The organism is Myxococcus eversor (genome assembly GCF_010894455.1).
GTDB lineage: Bacteria > Myxococcota > Myxococcia > Myxococcales > Myxococcaceae > Myxococcus > Myxococcus eversor.
Genome location: NZ_JAAIXY010000007.1, coordinates 439,576 through 459,163, shown reverse-complemented (window position 1 = coordinate 459,163; position 19,588 = coordinate 439,576). Strand labels below are relative to the sequence as shown.

Genomic DNA, 19,588 nt, shown 5'->3' with positions numbered 1-19,588 from the left:
GAGGCGTGACCTCCGCAAGGAGGAGAAGCCCATCTCCCCATCAAGACCCAGCAGAACCGCATGCGGTTCCGCTGAGTCCGGCATCACGGAGCGTCTCGAAACTACTTCCCGGGGGAGGGGGCCTCGAGCTTCGGGCCCTCCACCTTGGGAGGCTCGACCTTGGGCGGTTCCACCTTCGGCGGTTCGACCTTGGGGGCCTCGCCGCCCTTGGAGGCGCGCTTCTTCTTCGGCGCGTCCGTGCGGATGCGGCTCTCCTCCAGCTCGATATCCACGCGCCCCGGGATGGGCGCATCCAGCAGCACCTGCCAGGCGCCATCCGGTGTGGTGAACAGGAAGGAGATGGCCAGCGGCGACTCCTCGGGAATCTTCACGCGCGTCTGCGTCTTCTCGCCGGGGTAGACGACGAGCGTCTCCACCACCGAGTCGTCCGGGTGGACCACGCGCTCGGCCACGTCGGCGTAGAACTCCGTCATGTAGCGCTGTGAGTCCACCGCGCGGACGACCATGTGCAGCGGCCGGCCCTGGTTCGTCCCGGGCGGCGACTTCACGTTGATGGTCAGGTGCGTGGGCGCGCAGGCCACGGTGCCCAGCGCGAGCGCCAGCATCACCAGCCACGGCCCCTTCGTGGCGTTCATCGCGTCACCTCCTGGAACAGCGTCCACGGCCCGCCCCGCATGCCGAAGCGCAGGCGGATCTCCGAGTGCTCCGAACCATCCGGACCCGGCAGCGGCCAGATGGCGTTGTGCTCGGCGTCGAACGTGGCCGCGTCCAGGATACGGAAGCAGTTCCACGACGAGCGCGACAGCTCCGTCGAGCGATAGCGCTTGCCCTCGCGGCCCGGCACGCGCAGCTCCACTCCGACGGACGCCGACCGGGGCTCCCACCACGCCAGCGCGAAGTCCTGCCACGCGGGCGTCTGGTTGAAGCCGAAGGCCGCCGCCGCGCCGCACTTCAGGAACGACATTGTGACGAAGCCGTTCTCTCCCGAGGGAGGCAGCGGCAGCGGGCGCACCTGGAGCAGCAGCGGCTGCGGCTTGCCCTCGTCGTTCCAGAGCAGCTTCGCCAGCTTCGCCAGCCGCCCGAGCATCGCCAGCATGCGCGGCGGGACGGAGAGCTGCTGACGCAGGGAGCGGCGCAGCATCCACTCCGTGCCGCGCTCCTCCACCACCGGTGAGAGCACCTGGTTCACGAACTGCCAGAAGGCGCCGTCCTTGCGCTTGAGCACCTCCAGCTCCGTGGGGTCCAGCTCCTGGCTCGCCTCCACGGCGAACGGGTAGCGGCGCAACAGTGGCGTGAGCAGGGTGCGGTAGCGCCACTCCCACTGCTCCTCCAGCACGCGCTCCAGCTCGGCACGCCCCAGCTCGCGCGTCATCAGGAACGGCTCGCGGAACGGCCGGCGCAGCTCGCCGAGGATGCCCTGCTTGTCCAGCCACGCATCCACGCGGCGCAGGTAGGAGCCTTCCTCGTCCAGCAGCATCGACAGTCCCACGCGGCCCAGCGGCGAGAGCAGGTCCGTCAGCTGCCGGCCCCCCTCCTCGCTGGTCGCGGGTGCTTCCTCGCCGCCAGTGCGCAGCGAGGCGGGGACGACGGTGCGCTCACCCAGCACCGGCGCCGCGTTGAAGCCCGACACCTCCGTGTGCAGCTGCGACACCAGCAGCAGATAGGCGGCGAGCTGCGCCGTCTGCCCGTCCTTGTCCGGCGTCATGAGCTGCACAATCGGCCGGAACGCGGACAGCTCCTGGCGCAGCGGCTCGTAGTACGGCCCCTCCATGGGGCCGATTCCCGCGCCCGTCGCCACCTCGCGCAGCATCGACACCAGCTCCGACGTCGGCTGCGTCACCGCCGACAGCTCCGAGGCCAGCGACGTCGTCAGCGCGGTGAAGCGGTAGTCGCGGTACTTCACCAAGAGGTCCTGCCGGTAGCGCTGCCCGAAGTTGGAGACCTTCTTCAGCACGTATCCCTGGCGCTGAGCGGCCTCCGCCCGCGACAGCTTGGAGTCCGTCATGCGGATGGTGAACTCGTCCACCAGCGGGCGGATGTCCGTCTCGAACGTCAGCCACTCCGAGCCCTGGCGCGAGGGCAGGGCGTCCACGCGGCCCATGTCCATCGCGTCATCCATGGCCATGCCCATCCCCATCTCCGACGCGGACGCCACCGCGCCCGGCGGCAGGCGCACCGTCTGCCGTTGGAAGGGCCGCTGGCCCTGCTCCATCTGCCGCAGCAGCTTGTCCAACAGCACGCGCGACAGCTCCTTCGGACGGAACTCGAAGGACTGTTGCAGCACCCGGACCTCCAGGCGCGAATCGCCGTTGGTGGGCACGAAGAGGCCTCCGGTGCGCGTCAGCAGCTCCGCGGTGGACATCTCCGCGGCGGCCTTGATGCCCGCGTCGATCTCCTCTTCCATCCGCAGCACCGCGGCCAGCATCGGCTCGTGCTCGCGGTGCCAGTCAATCGAGTCGAGCGTGCTCTCCACTCCCTTGAGGGTCGCCTGGCTCTCCGGCGAGCCCGAGGCGTCCAACAGCGCGAGCATCTTGCGCGCGGACGTGTACGCGACACTCTGGGCCAACGTGACTTGGAGCCGCTGGCGCTCACTGGCCAGCACCCGCCACTGCTCCAGGTCCAGCTCGCTGGCGCCCAGCACCAACTGGAGCCGCTGCAGATGGTCCCGCCACGGACCCAGGTAGCTCTCCTCCGTCAGCCACTCGTAGGGCCAGCGCATCCACGGCAACTGTCCCTGCGACTGCATGCCCGCGCGCCACGCCTGGTCGCTGGAGATGATGTAGTCGCCCACCACCTCCTCGCGCAGCTTGGTGGCCTGCATCCAGTTGGACTCCTTCTCGGAGGCGTTCGTGCCGACGAAGGCCAGCGATTCCGACGCCCAGTTCCAGCGCTTGCGGTACTGCACGTTCAGCCCGGAGAGGACGAAGCGGCCCATGTCGTCGCCGCGAGACGCGCGCGTCACCGCCAGCAGGTGCAGCATCTGCTCCGGGCGGCACAGCGTCTCGCGCTCGCAGCGCTCGTCCGCGTGCGTCGGCGCCCAGCGCGAGCGGTTGCCCACCAGCTCCGCCGGCGCGCAGCCAGGGATGAGCGTGCCGCAGCGCTGGCACTGCTCCTGGCAGCTCTCCAGGAGCGGCTTGAGGTACGACAGCCGGACGGTGTTGGCGAGCTGGTTCCTGAGCACCTCCTGCTCGTCGAGGAAGCTGTGGCTCAAGAGCGGGAAGTAGCGCGCCGCGGCCAGCAGCGTGTCCATGGACTGCATCGCGCCCTGGCCCTTGTCCACCACCACTTCGCCCGAGGCCGTCAGGTGCTGCTGCCCCAGCCGCTGCACCGTCGCGTCGAAGTCCGCCATGTGCCGCTGGGCTTCTTCGAGCTTCTTGTAGAAGTTCCCGTAGGCCGCGAGGACGGGCAGACAGCCCACCGCGAGCAGCAGCGCGCAGCGGCTCAGGTGCTTGCCCCGGTAGCGCGCGCGCAGCTCGATGTTCCGCTTCTCCGGGGCGATGGCGAACACGCCCGTGGAGCGCGCCTCCGGCATGGGCGACGACAGGTATACCCGCGACAGCTCCGGGCGGTACGACAGCGTGCCGCCTTCCCACAGCCCGGTGACGAAGCGCGAGAGCGCCGCGAAGGACTCGCCACCGCGCGCGTAGAACTCCTCCAGCCGGCTGAAGGCCTCCACCGACAGCGACACGAGGCCGAGCGCGAAGTACTGCTCCATCGGCTGGAGCCCCGCGGCCAGCTTCGCCTCCTCACCCGGCGGCGGCACGTCCCAGTGCAGCGGGATGCCGTGGTCTCTCAGGAGCTTGGCGAAGTCCGGGAAGCCCACCATCGCGTCCATGTGCGTCAGGCACAGCCGCGTCTCCACGGAGCCCTTGCACACCTCGGAGAGCAGGTTGATCTTCCCGCGAATCAACTGGATGACCCGGCGCACTTCGTCCGGCGGCGTCTCCGCCAGCCAGCGTGCGTCGAGCGCGATGGCCACCCGGCCCTTCTGCCTCCGGAAGCTCGACTCCCACAGGCGGCGCAGCGCGCGGCGCGCCTCCTGGGTGTCATCCTCCAGCAGGGACGCGGACACCTCCTGCACGATTTTGTCGGGCCCGAGGAAGATCTGGAGCAGCGGGTCCGAGGTGAAGCTGGGCATGAACTGCCGCTCCTGCCTCCGCCAGTCCACCTCCAGGTCGATGAGCGTCGTCTTGCCAGCGCCCGCCGGGCCGAACACCACCACCGTGGGGAAGTCCATCACCGCCACGCGGTAGCGCCACGGCAGCGCGCTCAGGAACTGCTTGCGGATGCGCACCAGCGCGTTCGCGTCCAGCTTCCTGCGCGGCTCCACCTGCGGCGCGGCGCGGCGCCGCTTGCGCCACCACCACACCAGGCCCACGACGAGGGCCACGGCGAGCAGCACCGCCAGCCCTATCAACACCCATGTCAGATAGGGCTTCGCTGCTTCCACTGTCGCTGGACTCGCGTTCGCGGCCGCGCTCGCGGCCGTTGCGACAGGGGTCTTCTCGCCCGCCATGACTCAATCCCTCTTCCCGCCCGCTTTCGCGCGGGCCGCGAGCTGGAGTCCTTCGAGGACATCCTCCAGTCGCTCCAATGTCGCCTCCAGTTGCACACCCCATGCCTCCCGCTCCTTCGGGGAGAGCCGGGCGCCGCCGGGACCGGGTTCCAGGGCTTTTGCCCCCTCACGAAGCACGTCCAGCAGGGGGCGGGTGCCCTCCGCGAGGCTTCCCAGGGACGAGGTGACGACCTGCTCCAGCCGCTCCACCAACTCGGCCATGGCCTTCCGGGACGCGCTCGCGTCCATTCGCGACGCGGGGGGCGGCGGATTCACGGGGCGGGCCTCAGTTGGACAGGTGCCACAGCAGCACGGGGACCACGACGATGATGGACATCGTCACGGCATAGTAGCGCCAGGGGAAGTCGTAGAGGGTGGGCGGGGGGCCCAGGTCCTCGGCGGTGACCTCCGGCGCCACGGCCTCCGGCCGGGGAATGCGGGCCACCAGCTGCTCGCGGTAGTCGCGCAGCCGGGCGGGGTGCCCCACGTGCCGGCCCACGAAGCCCGCGGTGAGGCAGAAGTGCAGCATCTCGAAGAGCAGGGACGGCGTGTCCTGCTTGCGCAGGCCCGCGTCGGCCAGGTCGAAGAAGAGGTCGCCGCCGGAGTCCACGCCGAAGGCCTTGAGCTGCAACAGCGGCCAGTGCTGCGCGTCATCGTTCGCCAGCCTGCCGAGCACCTTCTCGTCCACGAGGAAGGCGAAGGGCTGGAGCACCTGCTCCACGTCGTCGGAGCGCAGCGCCTCTCCCAGGTGGATGCGCAACTGCTCCAACTCGAAGAGCAGGCCGCGCGACATGGAATCCATGGCGCCCGGGGACAGCCGCTCGCGCAGCGCGGAGTCCAGGCCCGGCGAGCCCAGCTCGCGCTCGAGCAGCTCTTCCACGTGTCGATAGGCCAGGAGGATGGCTTTCCAGTGCGACATCTTCATGTCAGGAGGCTCCCGGAAGGACGAGGGGACCGGCTCCGGCGATGGTCGCTCGCAGCTCCACCGTCGCTTCGTTGTTCCACACGTCCAGCAATTCCCGTACCCGCGTCAGGAAGCACACCACCAGGGGCTCGTAGCCTTCCTCGAAGGGCTCCAGCACCACCTCGTACACGTGGCGCAGGCCCGAGCCCTGCCGGGCGCTGTCCGGCACGCGCGACACGCTCAGCTCCCGGAGGAGCGGCAGGACGCGGCGGAAGGGGCCCTCGCCCGGCGTGCCCAGGTGCTCCAGCACCGCGCGCAGCTCCTCCAGCCCCAGCGTGGGCTGGGCCTTCCAGGCCAACAGCTGGGTGAGGGCGGTCAGGTCATCGCGCAGCGGGCTTTCCTTGTCCGGCTGGAGCTGGCCCACCAGCCGCCAGTCCAGGCCTTCGATATGGCGCCCCGGGATGCCCACGGTGAGCCGGCCCAGGGCCTCCGAGGCGAAGCGCGGCTGATGCCACAGCGCCTCCACCAGCAGCTTGCGGGGCGAGGAGAAGGCCTCCGGCATGCGCAGCACCAGGTGCGGCGAGGGCCCGTGCTGGGTGGGGACCTCCTCCACCTCGTAGCCGGGCCCCTTGCCGGGCAGGTGGGCGGGCCTGAGCGGGGCCAGGCCCGACTTCGTCATCTCGTACACGCCCGTCACCGAGTGCAGCGCCAGCTCCCGCGCCGCGCTCATGTTGCGGATGGGGTGCTCGGAGCGCGTCCCGTCCGTGGTGATGACCTGGGCGGGCTCCGCGCGCAGGTTCTCCACCGGCACCGCGAAGGGAATCAGGAAGTCCGGCCGCAGCGAGCGGCCCACGGTCCACTCCTGGGCCAGGTCGAAGCAGAGGCTGAAGCGCCGCCAGGCGCCGCGCGTGGGGGGCACCGCGACGTGGAGGAACAGCTCCGTCTCCGGGAAGAGGAAGAACGAGCGCAGCCGCTGGAGCGGGTGGGCGAAGGTCGCCGAGTCATCCGGCGCCGGCGGCTCCCGGTCGAACGACACCTCGCACTTCGCGCCCGTGGAGTGCTCGTCCGCCAGCTCGCCATACACCACGCTGACGTCGCGCAGGTGCTTGCGCAGCGAGTGGAACACCGCCAGGGACGGCAGGTACTCGTCCAGGTGGCGCACGTGCAGGCTCAACGTCTCCACCGCGTCCGCGCGCTCGTGGCGCGACTCGAAGTGGAGGATGAGCCGGTGGCCGCCGCGCACCAGGGGGCGCACCTGCGTGGACTCCAGGGTGACGGGCAGCACGCGCAAGTCGCGCTGAAGCCGGAAGACGCCGGGCTCTCCCTCGGTGGGCGACAGGCGCAGCTCCGTGCCGCGCGGCAGGAGCACCGGCTCGCCCATCTTCCCCGCGGGCATCGCCTGGACGACGGCGCGCGTGGGCAGCGGCTCCAGCAGGAAGTCGAAGAAGCCCGCGAACAGGCGCCGCCACGTGGAGCGCAGGTTGTGCAGCGTCGCCTGCCGCGTCTGCACGGAGAAGAACGCCATCGCCTCGATGAGGCGGCGCACGTCCGGGTCCTCGCGCTCCAGCGGGGCGGCGGGGTAGCGCTCGTGGAAGCGCTGACGGAAGCGCTCCAGCGAGGCCATCTCCTCGAGGAAGTCCTGGTGCAGCCGGTCCTTGGTGCCGCTCATCGGGTGTACTCCCTCAACCCAGCTTCACCAGCGCGCCGGACACGCTGGTGATTCCGGAGGCCTTGAGGTTGGCCATGCCCTGGGCTTCCAGGTCAAGCGCGGCCTGGCCCGACACCTTCACGTTCAGCCCGCTCATGGACGCGTCCGTCGCCCCCGACAGCTTCAGCGTGAGGCCGTCCACCTTGGCCTCGCCGCCGGTCGCCTGCATGGACGCCGTCATGCCCTTCATCGCCAGCGCCTGCGTGGCCTCCACGTTGATCTTCGCGGAGGAGGACAGGCTGGCGTCCTGCGTGGCGCTCTGCGTGAGCTTCGCCGACGAGGTGAAGGTCATGTCCTTCGTGCTCTCCACCGTCAACGTGTCCTGGCTCTTCCAGTCGGACGTCTTGGAGGACAGGAGGGTGATGGTCTCCGCGTCCACCTTGAAGTCCTTGACGGTGACGACGATGCTGTCCGCCTTCTGGACGATGGTGCTGGTGTCCGTCTGGCCCGCCACCTTGAGGGTGATGCTGGTGCCGTCCATGGTCACCGTCTGGACGATCTGCCCTTCGGCATTGTCCACCGTGACGGTGATGCCCTTCTGCTTGTCCAGCTCGATGGTGCAGACCAGCGTTCCCATGGTTCCTTCACGCCTCCGAAGCGCGCCTACGCGGGCTCTTCCTTCACCCGGATGGTCAGCGTCCCCTCCTTGATTTCGATGCGGGCCGTGTCCTTGGCGTTGGTCCTCTGCAAGAGGAAGACCGGCTTGCCCTCCGCATAGGAGTGCCGCATGGAGGTGCCGTTTTCGGGCGTCTTGCCCACCAGCAGATGCGTGCCCTGGCCGTCCGCGGGCATACGCGCCGTGTCACGCCAGTCCAGGAAGCGCTTGAGCCAGGCCTTCTGGAAGTCCAACCCCACCAGCACCCGCTCCCCCTTGTAGGCCGGGAAGTAGAAGTGCCCGGGCAGGAGGTTCGGGTTGAAGGGGAGGGTGACGATTTGATTCGCCCAGAGGGGAATCTTGACCTTGTAGCCGTCCTGCGACGTGGCCGAGTCGGTGTACGCCTGCCACGTCTCGTGCGGCTCGTCGCCCGCTTCGCTGACGATGAGGCCCTCCACGTAGCGGGGCCAGGTGGGCGGGGCGTACGCGGGCAGCTCCACCCAGGTCTCCGCCTGGGGCTCCAGCACGGTGTGCATGGAGAAGTCGAAGCCGGTGTTCTTGGCCAGGTGCTCCGCGTCCGGTGAGGACGCGAGCGCGTCCCCTCGCAACGCGATGGAGCGCACCCGGAACGTCTGCCCCGCGCCCAGCCCCGCCGCGGCCCAGGCCTGCGTCGTGGGCAGCTTCACCAGCATCCCCGGCGTCAGCGCGGTGGCGGGGAAGCGCTTCCACGTCAGGTCGACCTCCATGCCGCGAAGCTTGAGCCGGGCGGTCTCCAGCGTCACCCGCGCGTCCACATCCGTGGTGATGGGCGTGCGCACGAGCACGTCCTGGCGGATGCCGGTGACGGCGCGCTCCTGGGTGATGGGCCTCGTGGCGGGCCCTTCCGCCACCGCGTTGAGCACATTCACGTCGTGGCGCGCCACCTCGGGGAAGCGCAGCGCCACCCGGTCCATCTCCGGACCCACCAGTTGCACGGGCGTGCCCGTCGCCGCCTTGGCCGCGGACAGCGCGTACTTCGCCGCCGCGTAGTCGTACGCCAGCACGCCGTTGCGCGTGTCCACGTACCAGACGAGGAAGTCGTAGAAGCTGACGCCCTCCTCCGGCGTGAGGCCCAGGAACAGCTGCGGGCACGCGGTGTCCAGGCCCGCGCTCCAGTCGTAGTTGAAGGTGATGTGCGAGCCCTTGTGGGCGTCCAGCACGTCCTTCATCGACTTCTGCGTGTACAGGATGCAGGGGAAGTGCTGGCTCCAGAGAAGCTGCGCGGCGTCCTGGAACGTCACCCCGTAGCGGCGGTGGAGCAGGGGCGAGCCGGGCTCGGGCGCGGAGGCCATCTCCACCAGGGAGCGGTCGGAGACCAGGCCCTTCACCTTGAGAGACGTGAGCGCCGGCTGCTTCGCCGTATCGGTGTACGTGCCCTTGATTTCGAGCTGGACCTCCATCAGGTCCTGCTCCAGGAACGCGGCCTTGAGCGGGTCCGTCTCCAGGCCTCCCGCGGACGTGTTGTCCGCGAGGTCGAACTCCACGCGGCCCTCGAAGCCCCAGGGCCGCAGCTCCAGCGCGAAGGACTTCACGTCGCCCGCGGGGATGGCGTGCGCGGTGCCACCCGCCGTCAGGGTGACGGACACCACCAGCCTGTCGTTGAAGCCGCTGGACTTCATGGCTCCTCCTCCACGCGCACATGGGCACTGAGGGTGTCGAAGCGCAGCTTCAGCTTGCGGCGCTCGCCGGCCACGATTCCCGTGAGGCCGAAGTGCAGCCACAGCCCCGCGTCGCGCCCGCGCAGCGTCAACTCCACGTCCGACAGGCGCGGCTCGTACCGGGCAATCTCGTCGCGCAGCTCGCCGGTGAGCGACTCCACCAGCTCGCGCGTGCCGTACTTCTCCGTGTACTCGCCCAGGCCGAAGTCGCGGCGGAAGAATCCATACCCGGCCTTGGTGTTCAGCACGGCCTCCAGGTTGCGCAGCACGTGCTCCAGCTCATTGGAGCCCTTGCGGCTCGGGGCGCGGCTGTCGCCACGGACGGCGAACTTGTCCAGGAACGATGCGCGGCCCATGTCAGGACCTGCGCCAGAAGAGGGACACCTGGGCGCCCTGGAGCGCCGGGGTGGCGTAGAAGGCCAGGCCGTCCTCGCGCAGCGCGAACTGCCACTCCTCGCCCTGGGCCAGCTTGTACCAGTCAATCTCCGGGCCCAGCGCGTGCGGGAAGGACGGGTGGGCCACGTACTCGAAGGTGATGCCCTTGAGGGCCATGCGGCGCACCGTGGCCAGGCGCGAGGGCCCCGCCAGCTTCACGCCGTCCATCGGCAGCGGCTCGCCGGCCAGGCGGCGCTGGACGAGCAGGTACAATTCGCCGCTCTCCCGGACCTCGGGCGGCAGCGGGGTGAAGATGAACTGGCCATCGCGCGCATCGAAGGCGCGGTGCGTGGCGCGGGTGGCCTCCGGCTGGAGCGCGCGCGTGAGCAGCTCCACCCAGCGGCCGAACCCCTTGCCCGGGGCCTCGTGCTGGTAGGTGGGCAGCGACTTGTCGGGCATCAGCTCAAGATAGCAGCACGCCTCGAAGTACAGGCGGCGCAGCGAATCGAAGAAGACATACGGGTGCGGGGAGACATGGCGGTGCATGTCCTCCAACAGGGCTTGCAGCCGCTGCACCTCGCACAGCGCGCGCCGGGCATTGCTGAGCCGGTCCGTGCGCAGGTAGCTGTCGGAGAGCCGGGCGATGAGCTGCAGCCGCGACTGCTCCAGGAGCGCCTCCAGCCGCTCCAAGAGGGCCCCGAGGAACGGGTGGGGGCCGACCAGCAGCAGCGGAGGAACCAGGTCCTCCGCCAGCCGCCACACGCCCTCGGTGTCCCTTCGGAAGACGGCCAGGGGGAGCGTGTCCTTCGCTCCGTCCAGGACCGGCTCCGCGGAGAGGCGAAGCCGACGCATCACCCGCTCCACCACCGGCGGGTCCTCCGCGTACAGCCTCACGCTCTGCGCGTTCGTCGTGTCCCCCATGACGTGCAGGTAGACGGTGGCCTCCGCGCGGCCCGTGCCCTCCAGCGAGAAGGGCGGCAGGACCGCGTTGCCGGGCACGTCCACCACGAAGCCAGCCGGGGTCACCGCCGTCATCGTCGAGACGGACAGGCTTCCACCGGCCAGCAACGGCTCGCTCCAGGCCATGGCCGCCACGCCGTAACCCGGCGTGCCAGACAGCGAGGCATGGAGGCGGACCTGTGCCTCCAGCGACTCATCCTGGGCCTCGAAATGCTCCGGAAGCAGCGTCTGGCCGACGTGCCACCGGACCCGTGCGAGCTTGAAGGGGGGCATGTTGTGCTCGTGTGGCGGCGGGGGCCTACGCCGTCTCCGTGACGCCCCACTTCTTGACGATGTTCTTCGAGGACGCCGCCGCGACGTTGATGGACTGCTCAATCGTCTTGGGCTTCACGCCAATCTGGAACGTGAAGTTCTTGGGAGACTGCACCTCGCGCGACTCGTTGTCAGCCACCGCGATGTTCAGCCGGTCCCCGTTCTTCTCCAGGAGGCCGTTGAGGTCCGCGTCCACGAAGTTGGACTTGAAGTACTTCTTCGCGATGGGGTCGTACTCGTAGATGACGTACTTCATCACCACTTCGATGTTGGAGAAAGTCCCCAGGAGCATCGAGGCGATGGACTGCTTGTTCGTCGTGGAGATCTGCGCGGAGAGGTACAGCGCGTCGGTGGCGCCCGTCTCCCACAGGTAGCTGCTCAGCACGCCCACGCACTTGGAGGCCAGGACCTTGTCCGGCTGCTCCGGGTCATAGATGGTCTCCTGGTCCGCCGCCAGGGCGATGCCGCCCACGGTGATGGAGGTGATGAAGCCCACGGGGGTCTGCTTGTCCTTCTTGAAGTTGAAGCCCTGGTAGACGTCCAGGTCACGTGCGAATGAAGGCATGACTCACTCCTGAGATGGTTGGGGGTTTGAGTACAGCGAAGCGGAACTAGCCGAGCCGGGACTCGAGCATCAGCTCCACGTTGAGGCCTTCGAACTGGATGTGCGGCAGGACGGCGACCTTGCAGTCGTACCAGCCGATTTCCCCAGTGCGCTGCTCCACCACCACGCTGGTGGCCTTGAACGGGAACCGGCGGACCGTGAGGTCATCCGGGCTGGCCACCGTCGTGACGTAGCCCGCCAGCCACGCGTCGAGCTGACGCTGGATGTAGGGCGCATCGGCGGTGCTGCCGATGTTGTCGCGCATGATGCACTTCACGTAGTGCGCCAGGCGGGTGATGGAGAACGTGTAGGCCAGGTTGGTGACGAGCTGCGAGTTCTCGGAGTCCTTCGGGTCCTTGAAGCGCTTGGCGACCTTCGCGGACTGGGTGCTGAAGAACGTCGCCTCGCTGGAGCCCTTCTTGTACACGAGCGGCATGAAGCCGCACCGGGCGAACTCGTACTCGCGGAAGTCCGGGATGGCGATCTCCACGGGCGCCTTGAGCTCCTCCTGGCCGCGCAGGAAGAACGTGTCCACCGGCAGGCCGGTGAGCAGACCGCCGCCCTTGGGGCCGCGGATGGACTGGCACCAGCCGGAGTTCTCGAACGCCTTCACCATGTTGCGGGCGAAGAGGATGGACGAGTTGCCCCAGAGGTACTTGTTGGAGTCACCCTGCGAATCCTCCGTGAAGTGGAGGTCGTCGCACGGGTTCTTGTCCGGATGCCAGGGCAGGCGCAGCACGTAGCGCGGGAACGTCAGGCCCAGGTACGCGGCCTCCTCGCTGTTGCGCAGCTCGTTCCACTTGCCGTAGCGCGGGTGGGCGAGCGCGCCCTCCAGGTCCTTGATGGCCTCCATCTCCTCGACCTTGTCGCAGCCGAAGAACTTGGGGCTGACGGCGGCGATGAAGGGGCAGTGCGACGCGTTGGCCACCTTGCCCATCTGCGTCAGCCACTTGATGTCGCCCGGCGTGGAGGAGAAGTCGTACAGGCCAATCATGGCGCCGAAGGGCTGGCCGCCGTACTGGTCGTACTCCTGGATGTAGACCTTGTTGAACAGCGACCCGGCGAACACGTCCGCGGAGTTGTTCTCGAAGTCCTGGGCCAGCTCGTCCTGCGCGGCGTCCAGCAGGTCGATGGCGATGTTCGCCTTGAAGTTGGTGTTGGAGACCAGGTCCTCCAGGCCCCGCCACGCCGACTCCATCTTCTGGAAGCGCTCGTGGTGGAGGATTTCGTTCATCTGGTCGTTGATCATCGCGTCGATGCGGTCGACGACGGCCAGCACCTGGCCCTTGTCGAAGCGCAGCGCGTCGCCCGAGTCCGTCGTCGCCGGCGGCACGTTCTGAACGAGCGCGGCGAGCGAGGACATGAAGCGCGCCTCGATGGTGACTTCCTTCTCATCGAGGGCGGGGACGAACTTCTCGGAGATCATCGGCTTGGCGTCCACGGGACGCTCCAGCCGCACGCTCTTGAACAACCCGGGCAGAATAGAGGTTTCAGCCATGACGGTTACCTTTGTGGAAATGGTGTGGACGAAAGCGGGCTTATGAGGTCACGGTCGCGTTCGCGGGGACGGTGGCCGGCGCGGTGGCGGGAGCGGTGGTCGCCGCGGCGCCCGGAGTCGCGGGCGAGGCGTTCGCGGGAATCGCCTTGGGCAGCTTCAGCGACTCGTAGTCCTTGAGCTCCGCGAGGACGGCCTTGAGGGCCTCCTTGTTGGAGAACAGCTCGTAGACCATGTTGCGCAGCGCCTTCTGGTTGTCGATGCTGGACTGCATCTCCAGCAGCAGCTTCTTGAGCAGCCGCAGCGCCTTGAGCTTGGGGACGTGGTTGACGATTTCGTCCGGGTGGAACGACTTCATCTTGGTGATGGGCAGCTCGACGTTGAGGTCGGCTTCCACGTCCGGGTTGATGCGGTTGGGCACCTGGAAGTTCACGGACATCTTCATGTCCGCCATCAGCTCGTTCAGGTTGCGGCCGTTGACCGAGCGCAGCTTGCGCGCGTCGAGGTCCACCTTCCGGTCCTCGGAGGAGCCGAGCGAGAAGTCTCCCAGCATCAGCATGCGCAGCGGCAGGTCGACCGCCTCCTGCTCGCCATTGATGGTGGTCCGGTACGTGAGCGTGATGCGCGACTTGGGCAGTTGTTCCTGGATTGACATGGCTACGTTACTCCCTCGGGTGGAAGGCCTTTCTGCGACCCGGCGGGACGCGCCGGGGTCCTGCGTCACTGCGGAGGCGGTGAGGTCGGCGTGGTGTCACCGGAGAACAGGACCACCTGCCGCGACTGCTCGGGTCCGCCGATGATGGGCTCGTAGCCCAGGTGACTGGAGTCCTCGACGCGGGCGTGGCCGTGCTGGTCCCTGATGACCAGCACCACGGTGAGGAACACCGGTGTATCGATGAGGTGGGGCAACACGCGCGAGCGCAGCCGGCGTCGCGCTTCAATGGCCCATGCAGTGCCGGTGCCACTGAAGGACTCGCTCATGTGCAGCCAGGCCTCCAGGCCGCCGGTGGGCACGGTGGCGAAGCCGCCCATGGAGGTGCCGTCGCCCAGGGCCGCGCCGCCCAGTTGGATTCCGCGCGTGTCGATGCGCTGGCGGCGGGTGGCGCGACGCACGCGGACCTCCGCCTCCGGGTACGCGTGGGAGAACAGCCAGTGCAGCGTGGAGGGGCAGGCGGGGCGCAAGAGGCGCAGGCGGTGCGCGGCGGAGCCCTCCCAGCCCGGCAACAGCGAGCCGTCGCGCTCCGGGAAGAGGCCGGCGAAGCGGGCGCGCAGGAGCAGGTGGTCGAAGTAGCCCAGGAAGCTCTCCATCGTGTCGTGGTCCAGCGACTCCATCGCCTTGAGGAAGAAGGAGGGCAGGGGCGACTGGACGCTGAGCAGTCCCAGGTTGACGGTGATGATGGCGCGGCGCGGGTCGCGGGCGAACTCGACGGAGTGGACGAGCTGGGGGGCGTGGACGGTGCCCCGGTGGCTGCGCAGCTCCAGGTCATCCGGGCCGTAGCCCTCCTTGGAGAGCAGCTCCAGCAGCGCGGGGATGTCGAACTCGTGGGCGCGCTCGGCGATGCGCGCTTCGATGGAGGGCGCTCCGAGGGCCGGGGTGGAGGAGGTGGGCGTGAGGTCGTGCATGGCGTCAGTCCTCCTCTCCGGAGTTCAGCGGGGGCTGGCCGAGGAACGCGTCCAGGTCCACCCGGTAGAGCTGCTCCAGCGCGCGCATGGGCAGCGAGTCAGCCTCTTGCAGGAATGGCTCCAGGCCGCGCGCGTGTCCGCTCAGGCCGGCGTAGAAGCGGGTGAAGAGCGAGGGCAGGTACACGCGCGGGTCGAACCGCTCCACCGTGGCCAGCACGTCCGCGGCAATCACGCCCGCCTTGGTCATCTCTCCTTGCGCGAGCAGCGCGTCGAAGGCCTCCAGCTTGCGCAGCAGCAGCGCGAGCGGCGGGGAGACGGGCACGACGGGCCCCACGGGCGCGGCCGGCTCGGCGCGGGGCGCGGGCTTGTGCGCGGGCGCGTTGTCGCGAGCGGGCGCGGTCTCCGCCACCGGCTCGGGCGCGAGCGCGAGCGCGGGCGGCGCGGGCGGGGGAAGGACATCCAGGTGACGCCTCAGCCAGAGGCCGAGGTTGCGCATGGGCTCCTCGCAGCCGTTCTTGGGCAGGGAGGGCAGCGCGGTGAGGATGGGCTCGGAGAGCAGCAGGGCTTCTTCGATGGGCGCGCGGTTGTCGGCCTCGCACCAGCGCCGCCACGTGGCGTCCTGCTTCTTCTCGTTGTGCGCCAGGTGCTTGTTCATCGAGCGGAGCAACCAACGCAGCCCGCTCTCCAGGAAGATGTCGCGCTTGGCCTCCGGGCCGAACGCGGCGCGGCTGGTGGTGAGGACCAGGAGGATGGAGCGGAAGAGGCCCGGCATCGCGAGCAGGCCCTGCTCCTGGAAGGCACCGAAGAGGTAGGCGCCGACGAGCCGCGTGTCGCGCTGGCCCTCGCGCAGCAGGACCTCCGCGCCGCGAGCCGCGGTGGCGTAGTCGCCGCTGGCGACGGCCTCCGTGACGGCCTCCACGCGGGTGTCGGGCTCTTCGGCTGTCGCCGGGAGGGGAGGCTCGCCCTCGAGGGGCTTCTCCAGGAAGGTGCCGTCGAAGGGCGGCAGGTTGAGGGCCGCGTCAGCCATCGATGACCTTCATCTGTCCGGGGGAGACGATCTGGATGACGCCGCCGTACGAGCACATCAGCTTGGAGTTGCTCTCCAGCGCGGGCGCGTTGCCGAGCATCAGCTTGGGGCAGCCGGGCACCCAGGGCGCCGCGGTGGCGGGGATGCAGGGCATGGGGGTGAGGACACCGAGCGCCGCCGCCGTGGCCGCGGCCACCATGGGGTTGGAGAGCGACTGGCACATCCCGAAGGGGGGGATGTTCACCAGGGGCTTGTTGTCGAGGACGTTCGCCGCGGGCGTCGGGCCCATCACCTTGTTGGTGGGCAGCACGACCAGCGACGAGGGGGCGACGCCGAAACTGCACTGCAGCATCGCTCCCATGACGACCTGGGCTCCCATGCGAGCACCTCGTGGGCGTCGTGGGTTCCGGGATGGAACGTCTGACGCTGGACCCGGCCATTGCGTGGCGCGTGCCAGCGTTCAATTCCACCCGCTTCCCCCTGGAGCGGGTCGAGGGAGGGGGGCCGGGTCGGCCAGGACGCGTCGCCAGGGAACGCGGGCGCGTCCGCCGCGTACGCGGGCTAACGCGAGCCCGAGCGCTCGTCGTCGCCGGGGCCCCGGACGCTCTCGCGGGCGCGGCCTCTCAGCGCGGTAAGCGCCTGGAACACCGGATCCGAGGACTTCTGGTGAAGCGCGCCGGTGAGGTACTGGGAGCGGCACCAGGCCTCATTGACCTGTCCGTCCTTCGTCCGGTGGGGAAGGAGCGGGAACAGTTCGATTCGGTCCGGGAGGTGCTCGGCGCCCAGGCGCAGTTCCAGCCGGCGGCGTATCTCCAGGCGACGGTTGCCCGCTTCCTGGGTGAAGCGCTCCGCGTCCTCGGCTCCGGTGAAGACGAGCAGGACGTGAGGTGTGTGCTGCGCGCTGCCGCCCGACGCGGCGGTGCTGATGCAGGCTCCCTGGCAGAAGGGCAGGTCGGCGAGCGCGTCGACGACTTCGGCCGCGGGGTAGATGCGGCCGTCGCGGCGCACGTCGCGCGTTCCCGCATACAGGAATTGCTCGCGCTGGCGCGTGAGGATGATGTGGCCGGGGGGCCGGTCCTTGTCCGGCAGTTGCGTGAAGACGCCCACGTCGCCCGCGGCCTCCTGCCCGCTCAGGTTGAGGTCCTTCAGCGTCCAGGCGCGTCCCGGCGCGGGGGCGATGGCCGCGTTCAGCTCGCCGACGCGGCGGGGCGACGCGAGCACCACGCCGCCCTCCGAGGCGTCGATGAGCACCAGGGAGTGGGGCACCTTGGTCAGCTCCGACTGCCGCACCCACTCCCGCCAGGCCTCCCAGTCATGGAGGGCATCGACGGAGCGGAACCAGTGCCCCACGCTCTTGAGCGACCCGCCGCGGACGCGCGTCAGCACTTCACGGAGGGCGGGAGAGACGCCGAGCGCTCGTGGAGGATGCTCGAGGAGCAGGCCGGGGGCGCGCTCCAGGTCCGCGGGCTCCAGGTGGACGAAGGTGGCGCCCCGCAGCAGCGACGCGAAGAGGAGCGCGGGCTGGTGCTGGAGGAAGTGGAGGCCGGGCGCGGCGAGCACGTCGCCCGAGGCCAGGCCGTAGGCGAGCAGTCCGTCGCACAGCGCGCCGGTCCACGCGCGCTCGGCGCTGAGGGGCACGGGAGAATCCGGCGGGTCGACGCGCGGCGAGAAGAGCAGGGCCACCGTGTCGGCGGGGCGGTACGTGTGGGAGGCGAACGACGGCGCCGCGTCTCCCCGGGAGCGCAGCAGGAGCGGCTCGAAGCCCTTGATGAGCGGCGCCTGGTGGGCCTCCGCGGAGATGTGCTGGGGCTCCAGCTTGGAGAGCCTGCGCGACAGGAAGAGGGGCCCGGTGGGCGGCAGGACGCTGATGCACGCGCCCAGCTTCAGCGAGGCCATGAGCGAGACGAGCAGCTCCTGCCCCAGCGGATGGACGAGAGCGACCTTCGCGCCCGGCTTGACGCCCTGGGCGGCCCACTCCGTGGCGCGGCGTGACGCACGGTCGGCCAGCTCGCGGTAGCCCAGGGCCTGCCAGCCTCGCGTGGCGTCCCAGGCGCGGAAGGCGGGCGCGGTGGAGTCGGCGTGGCGGACGACCAGATCATGGAAGAAGTCGTGGTGCTGGCCCAGGCGGCTCTTCGGCGCGGGGCCGCCGCGTCCCGCGTGGTGGGTGGCGAGCGCGGCGATGAAGCCCTCGGAGTCACTCCAGCTCTCCCGCAGCCAGGTGGGGAGCCCTCCGTCGGAGGTGGCGTCGGTGGGGCGGAGGATTTCCCGGAGGTCGAAGGGCATGGTGGCTTTCTCCCGCTGAGTCTATCCGACGGGGGGACGGGTGCGTCCGCCTCCGACAGCAAGAGTCGGGCCGGTAGGAGCCCGGACGCTCGTGGGCCAGCCGGGTGGGACGATGTCGGGGCTCCGGGCTCAAGGCTCAAAAACCCCGGGCTCGAGGCTCGGGGATAACCACTACGTCGACGCCAATCCCTTGCACGGTCAACACTCATGACGCGGGTGTGCTTGACACGGATTGCAAAGGCTTTCGTTGGCTGGGATTGAATTGAGTGAAGGGGATGGGCCTATGCTGCCCCGCATGATCATCGCCATTCCCCGTGAAACGGTGCCGGGCGAAAGGCGGATCGCGCTCGTGGCGGAGAGCGTGAAACGCCTCGTCGGCAAGAAGCACGAAGTGGTGGTCGAAAGCGGTGCGGGCCAGGGCGCGGAGTGTTCCGACGACGAGCTGCGGGCAGCGGGTGCCCGCGTCGAGTCGAGCGTCGAGGCCCTCTACGCCGCCGCCGACCTGCTGCTCAAGATTCAGCCGCCGGACGAGGCGGAGCTGGGTCGGCTCAAGGCGGACTCGGTGCTGGTGAGCCTGGCGTATCCGCTGGCGAATCCGGCGCTGGCGCGAGAGCTGGCGAAGCGGCGGGTGACGCTCCTGGCCACGGACATGATTCCGCGCACGACGCTGGCGCAGATGATGGATGTGCTCAGCTCGCAGGCGACGATTGCCGGCTATCGCGCGGTGTTGCTGGCGGCGGAGGCGCTGCCCCGACTGTTCCCGATGTTGATGACGGCGGCTGGCACCATTCCTCCCGCGAAGGTGCTGGTGCTGGGCGCGGGCGTGGCGGGCCTGCAGGCCATCGCCACGGCGCGGCGGCTGGGCGCGGTGGTGGAGGCGTACGACGTGCGCAAGGTGGTGAAGGAACAGGTGGAGAGCCTGGGCGCGCGCTTCGTCAACATCGACATCGCGGACGCGGCGGGCTCCGGCGGCTACGCGAAGGAGCTGGGCGAGGAGGCCAGGCGCAAGCAGGCGGAGGTGCTGGCGACGCACGTGGCGAAGTCGGACGTCGTCATCACCACGGCGCTGGTGCCGGGGCGACGCGCGCCGGTGCTCCTGCCCGCGGAGATGGTGCGGCGGATGAAGAGCGGCTCGGTGGTGGTGGACATCGCGGCGGAGCAGGGCGGCAACTGCGAGCTGACGCGCGCGGGGGAGCGCTACCGCACGGAGACGGGGGTCACCGTCATCGGCGAGCGCAACCTGCCCAGTCAAGTGTCGGTGCACGCCAGCGCCATGTACTCCCGCAACATGGAGAAGCTGCTCGCGCACGTCACCGACAAGGACGGCGTGCTCAAGCTGGATGTCGCGGATGAAATCGTGAAGGGGATGCTCATCACCCGGGGCGGGGATGTGGTGCACCCGGCCGTCGCGGACATGGCCATGGCGGACCTGGCCAGGAGAGAGGGCTGA

General features: G+C 69.4%; 17 protein-coding genes. 1 reads left to right on the top strand and 16 read right to left on the bottom strand.

The window, feature by feature from the left end:
- Positions 1-101 precede the first annotated feature (101 nt).
- The 16 genes from G4D83_RS17315 to G4D83_RS17240 form a co-directional block, all read right to left on the bottom strand.
- Complete coding sequence (locus G4D83_RS17315; protein ID WP_163865859.1) at positions 102-635, bottom strand: hypothetical protein; 534 nt, start codon at positions 633-635, stop codon at positions 102-104.
- Positions 632-4,516, bottom strand: a complete 3,885-nt coding sequence (locus tag G4D83_RS17310) for a type VI secretion IcmF C-terminal domain-containing protein (protein WP_163865858.1) — start codon at positions 4,514-4,516, stop codon at positions 632-634. The genes G4D83_RS17315 and G4D83_RS17310 overlap by 4 nt, the downstream gene beginning before the upstream one ends.
- A 3-nt stretch (positions 4,517-4,519) precedes the next feature.
- A complete protein-coding gene (locus G4D83_RS17305; RefSeq protein WP_240356374.1) occupies positions 4,520-4,831 on the bottom strand; it encodes a hypothetical protein in 312 nt (103 codons plus the stop codon).
- Between the two features lie 10 nt (positions 4,832-4,841).
- Positions 4,842-5,480: a DotU family type IV/VI secretion system protein gene (locus tag G4D83_RS17300; protein ID WP_163865857.1), complete on the bottom strand. Its 639-nt coding sequence runs from the start codon at positions 5,478-5,480 to the stop codon at positions 4,842-4,844.
- 1 nt (position 5,481) lies between these two features.
- Positions 5,482-7,128 (bottom strand): type VI secretion system baseplate subunit TssF, encoded by a 1,647-nt coding sequence (locus tag G4D83_RS17295; protein WP_163865856.1) that lies wholly within the window; start codon positions 7,126-7,128, stop codon positions 5,482-5,484.
- Positions 7,129-7,141: 13 nt separating this feature from the next.
- Positions 7,142-7,744, bottom strand: coding sequence for a hypothetical protein (locus G4D83_RS17290; protein ID WP_163865855.1), 603 nt, complete (start codon positions 7,742-7,744; stop codon positions 7,142-7,144).
- 26 nt (positions 7,745-7,770) lie between these two features.
- Positions 7,771-9,420 (bottom strand): hypothetical protein, encoded by a 1,650-nt coding sequence (locus G4D83_RS17285; RefSeq protein ID WP_163865854.1) that lies wholly within the window; start codon positions 9,418-9,420, stop codon positions 7,771-7,773.
- Positions 9,417-9,815 carry a GPW/gp25 family protein gene (locus G4D83_RS17280; protein ID WP_163865853.1) on the bottom strand — a complete coding sequence of 133 codons (399 nt, stop codon included), beginning with the start codon at positions 9,813-9,815 and terminating at the stop codon, positions 9,417-9,419. The genes G4D83_RS17285 and G4D83_RS17280 overlap by 4 nt, the downstream gene beginning before the upstream one ends.
- Before the next feature lies 1 nt (position 9,816).
- Positions 9,817-11,067, bottom strand: a complete 1,251-nt coding sequence (gene tssK, locus G4D83_RS17275; protein WP_163865852.1) for a type VI secretion system baseplate subunit TssK — start codon at positions 11,065-11,067, stop codon at positions 9,817-9,819.
- A gap of 25 nt (positions 11,068-11,092) precedes the next feature.
- Positions 11,093-11,671: a hypothetical protein gene (locus G4D83_RS17270; RefSeq protein WP_163865851.1), complete on the bottom strand. Its 579-nt coding sequence runs from the start codon at positions 11,669-11,671 to the stop codon at positions 11,093-11,095.
- A 46-nt stretch (positions 11,672-11,717) separates the two neighbouring features.
- On the bottom strand, positions 11,718-13,208 hold the full coding sequence (gene tssC / locus G4D83_RS17265) for a type VI secretion system contractile sheath large subunit (RefSeq protein WP_163865850.1): 1,491 nt from the start codon (positions 13,206-13,208) through the stop codon (positions 11,718-11,720).
- 40 nt (positions 13,209-13,248) lie between these two features.
- On the bottom strand, positions 13,249-13,860 hold the full coding sequence (gene tssB / locus G4D83_RS17260) for a type VI secretion system contractile sheath small subunit (protein ID WP_163865849.1): 612 nt from the start codon (positions 13,858-13,860) through the stop codon (positions 13,249-13,251).
- Positions 13,861-13,925: 65 nt separating this feature from the next.
- Positions 13,926-14,828 carry a type VI secretion system baseplate subunit TssG gene (locus tag G4D83_RS17255; RefSeq protein WP_163865848.1) on the bottom strand — a complete coding sequence of 301 codons (903 nt, stop codon included), beginning with the start codon at positions 14,826-14,828 and terminating at the stop codon, positions 13,926-13,928.
- A gap of 4 nt (positions 14,829-14,832) precedes the next feature.
- Positions 14,833-15,855, bottom strand: coding sequence for a type VI secretion system protein IglI family protein (locus tag G4D83_RS17250; RefSeq protein ID WP_163865847.1), 1,023 nt, complete (start codon positions 15,853-15,855; stop codon positions 14,833-14,835).
- Positions 15,848-16,234, bottom strand: a complete 387-nt coding sequence (locus G4D83_RS17245; protein WP_163865846.1) for a DUF4280 domain-containing protein — start codon at positions 16,232-16,234, stop codon at positions 15,848-15,850. Before G4D83_RS17245 ends, G4D83_RS17250 begins: the two co-directional genes overlap by 8 nt.
- A 182-nt stretch (positions 16,235-16,416) precedes the next feature.
- The gene (locus tag G4D83_RS17240; protein WP_163865845.1) at positions 16,417-18,138 is read right to left on the bottom strand and encodes an AMP-binding protein; all 1,722 of its coding nucleotides are present in this window, start codon (positions 18,136-18,138) and stop codon (positions 16,417-16,419) included.
- A 283-nt stretch (positions 18,139-18,421) separates the two neighbouring features.
- Here G4D83_RS17240 and G4D83_RS17235 point away from each other — a divergent pair, with 283 nt between their 5' ends.
- The gene (locus G4D83_RS17235; RefSeq protein WP_240356373.1) at positions 18,422-19,588 is read left to right on the top strand and encodes a Re/Si-specific NAD(P)(+) transhydrogenase subunit alpha; all 1,167 of its coding nucleotides are present in this window, start codon (positions 18,422-18,424) and stop codon (positions 19,586-19,588) included.

Excerpts from the sequence above, each read along its gene's own strand:
- G4D83_RS17315 (WP_163865859.1), bottom strand. The coding sequence starts at position 635 with ATGAACGCCACGAAGGGGCCGTGGCTGGTGATGCTGGCGCTCGCGCTG.
- G4D83_RS17310 (WP_163865858.1), bottom strand. The coding sequence starts at position 4,516 with ATGGCGGGCGAGAAGACCCCTGTCGCAACGGCCGCGAGCGCGGCCGCG.
- G4D83_RS17300 (WP_163865857.1), bottom strand. The coding sequence starts at position 5,480 with ATGAAGATGTCGCACTGGAAAGCCATCCTCCTGGCCTATCGACACGTG.
- G4D83_RS17295 (WP_163865856.1), bottom strand. The coding sequence starts at position 7,128 with ATGAGCGGCACCAAGGACCGGCTGCACCAGGACTTCCTCGAGGAGATG.
- G4D83_RS17290 (WP_163865855.1), bottom strand. The coding sequence starts at position 7,744 with ATGGGAACGCTGGTCTGCACCATCGAGCTGGACAAGCAGAAGGGCATC.
- G4D83_RS17285 (WP_163865854.1), bottom strand. The coding sequence starts at position 9,420 with ATGAAGTCCAGCGGCTTCAACGACAGGCTGGTGGTGTCCGTCACCCTG.
- G4D83_RS17280 (WP_163865853.1), bottom strand. The coding sequence starts at position 9,815 with ATGGGCCGCGCATCGTTCCTGGACAAGTTCGCCGTCCGTGGCGACAGC.
- tssK (WP_163865852.1), bottom strand. The coding sequence starts at position 11,067 with ATGCCCCCCTTCAAGCTCGCACGGGTCCGGTGGCACGTCGGCCAGACG.
- G4D83_RS17270 (WP_163865851.1), bottom strand. The coding sequence starts at position 11,671 with ATGCCTTCATTCGCACGTGACCTGGACGTCTACCAGGGCTTCAACTTC.
- tssC (WP_163865850.1), bottom strand. The coding sequence starts at position 13,208 with ATGGCTGAAACCTCTATTCTGCCCGGGTTGTTCAAGAGCGTGCGGCTG.
- tssB (WP_163865849.1), bottom strand. The coding sequence starts at position 13,860 with ATGTCAATCCAGGAACAACTGCCCAAGTCGCGCATCACGCTCACGTAC.
- G4D83_RS17255 (WP_163865848.1), bottom strand. The coding sequence starts at position 14,828 with ATGCACGACCTCACGCCCACCTCCTCCACCCCGGCCCTCGGAGCGCCC.
- G4D83_RS17250 (WP_163865847.1), bottom strand. The coding sequence starts at position 15,855 with ATGGCTGACGCGGCCCTCAACCTGCCGCCCTTCGACGGCACCTTCCTG.
- G4D83_RS17245 (WP_163865846.1), bottom strand. The coding sequence starts at position 16,234 with ATGGGAGCCCAGGTCGTCATGGGAGCGATGCTGCAGTGCAGTTTCGGC.
- G4D83_RS17240 (WP_163865845.1), bottom strand. The coding sequence starts at position 18,138 with ATGCCCTTCGACCTCCGGGAAATCCTCCGCCCCACCGACGCCACCTCC.
- G4D83_RS17235 (WP_240356373.1), top strand. The coding sequence starts at position 18,422 with ATGCTGCCCCGCATGATCATCGCCATTCCCCGTGAAACGGTGCCGGGC.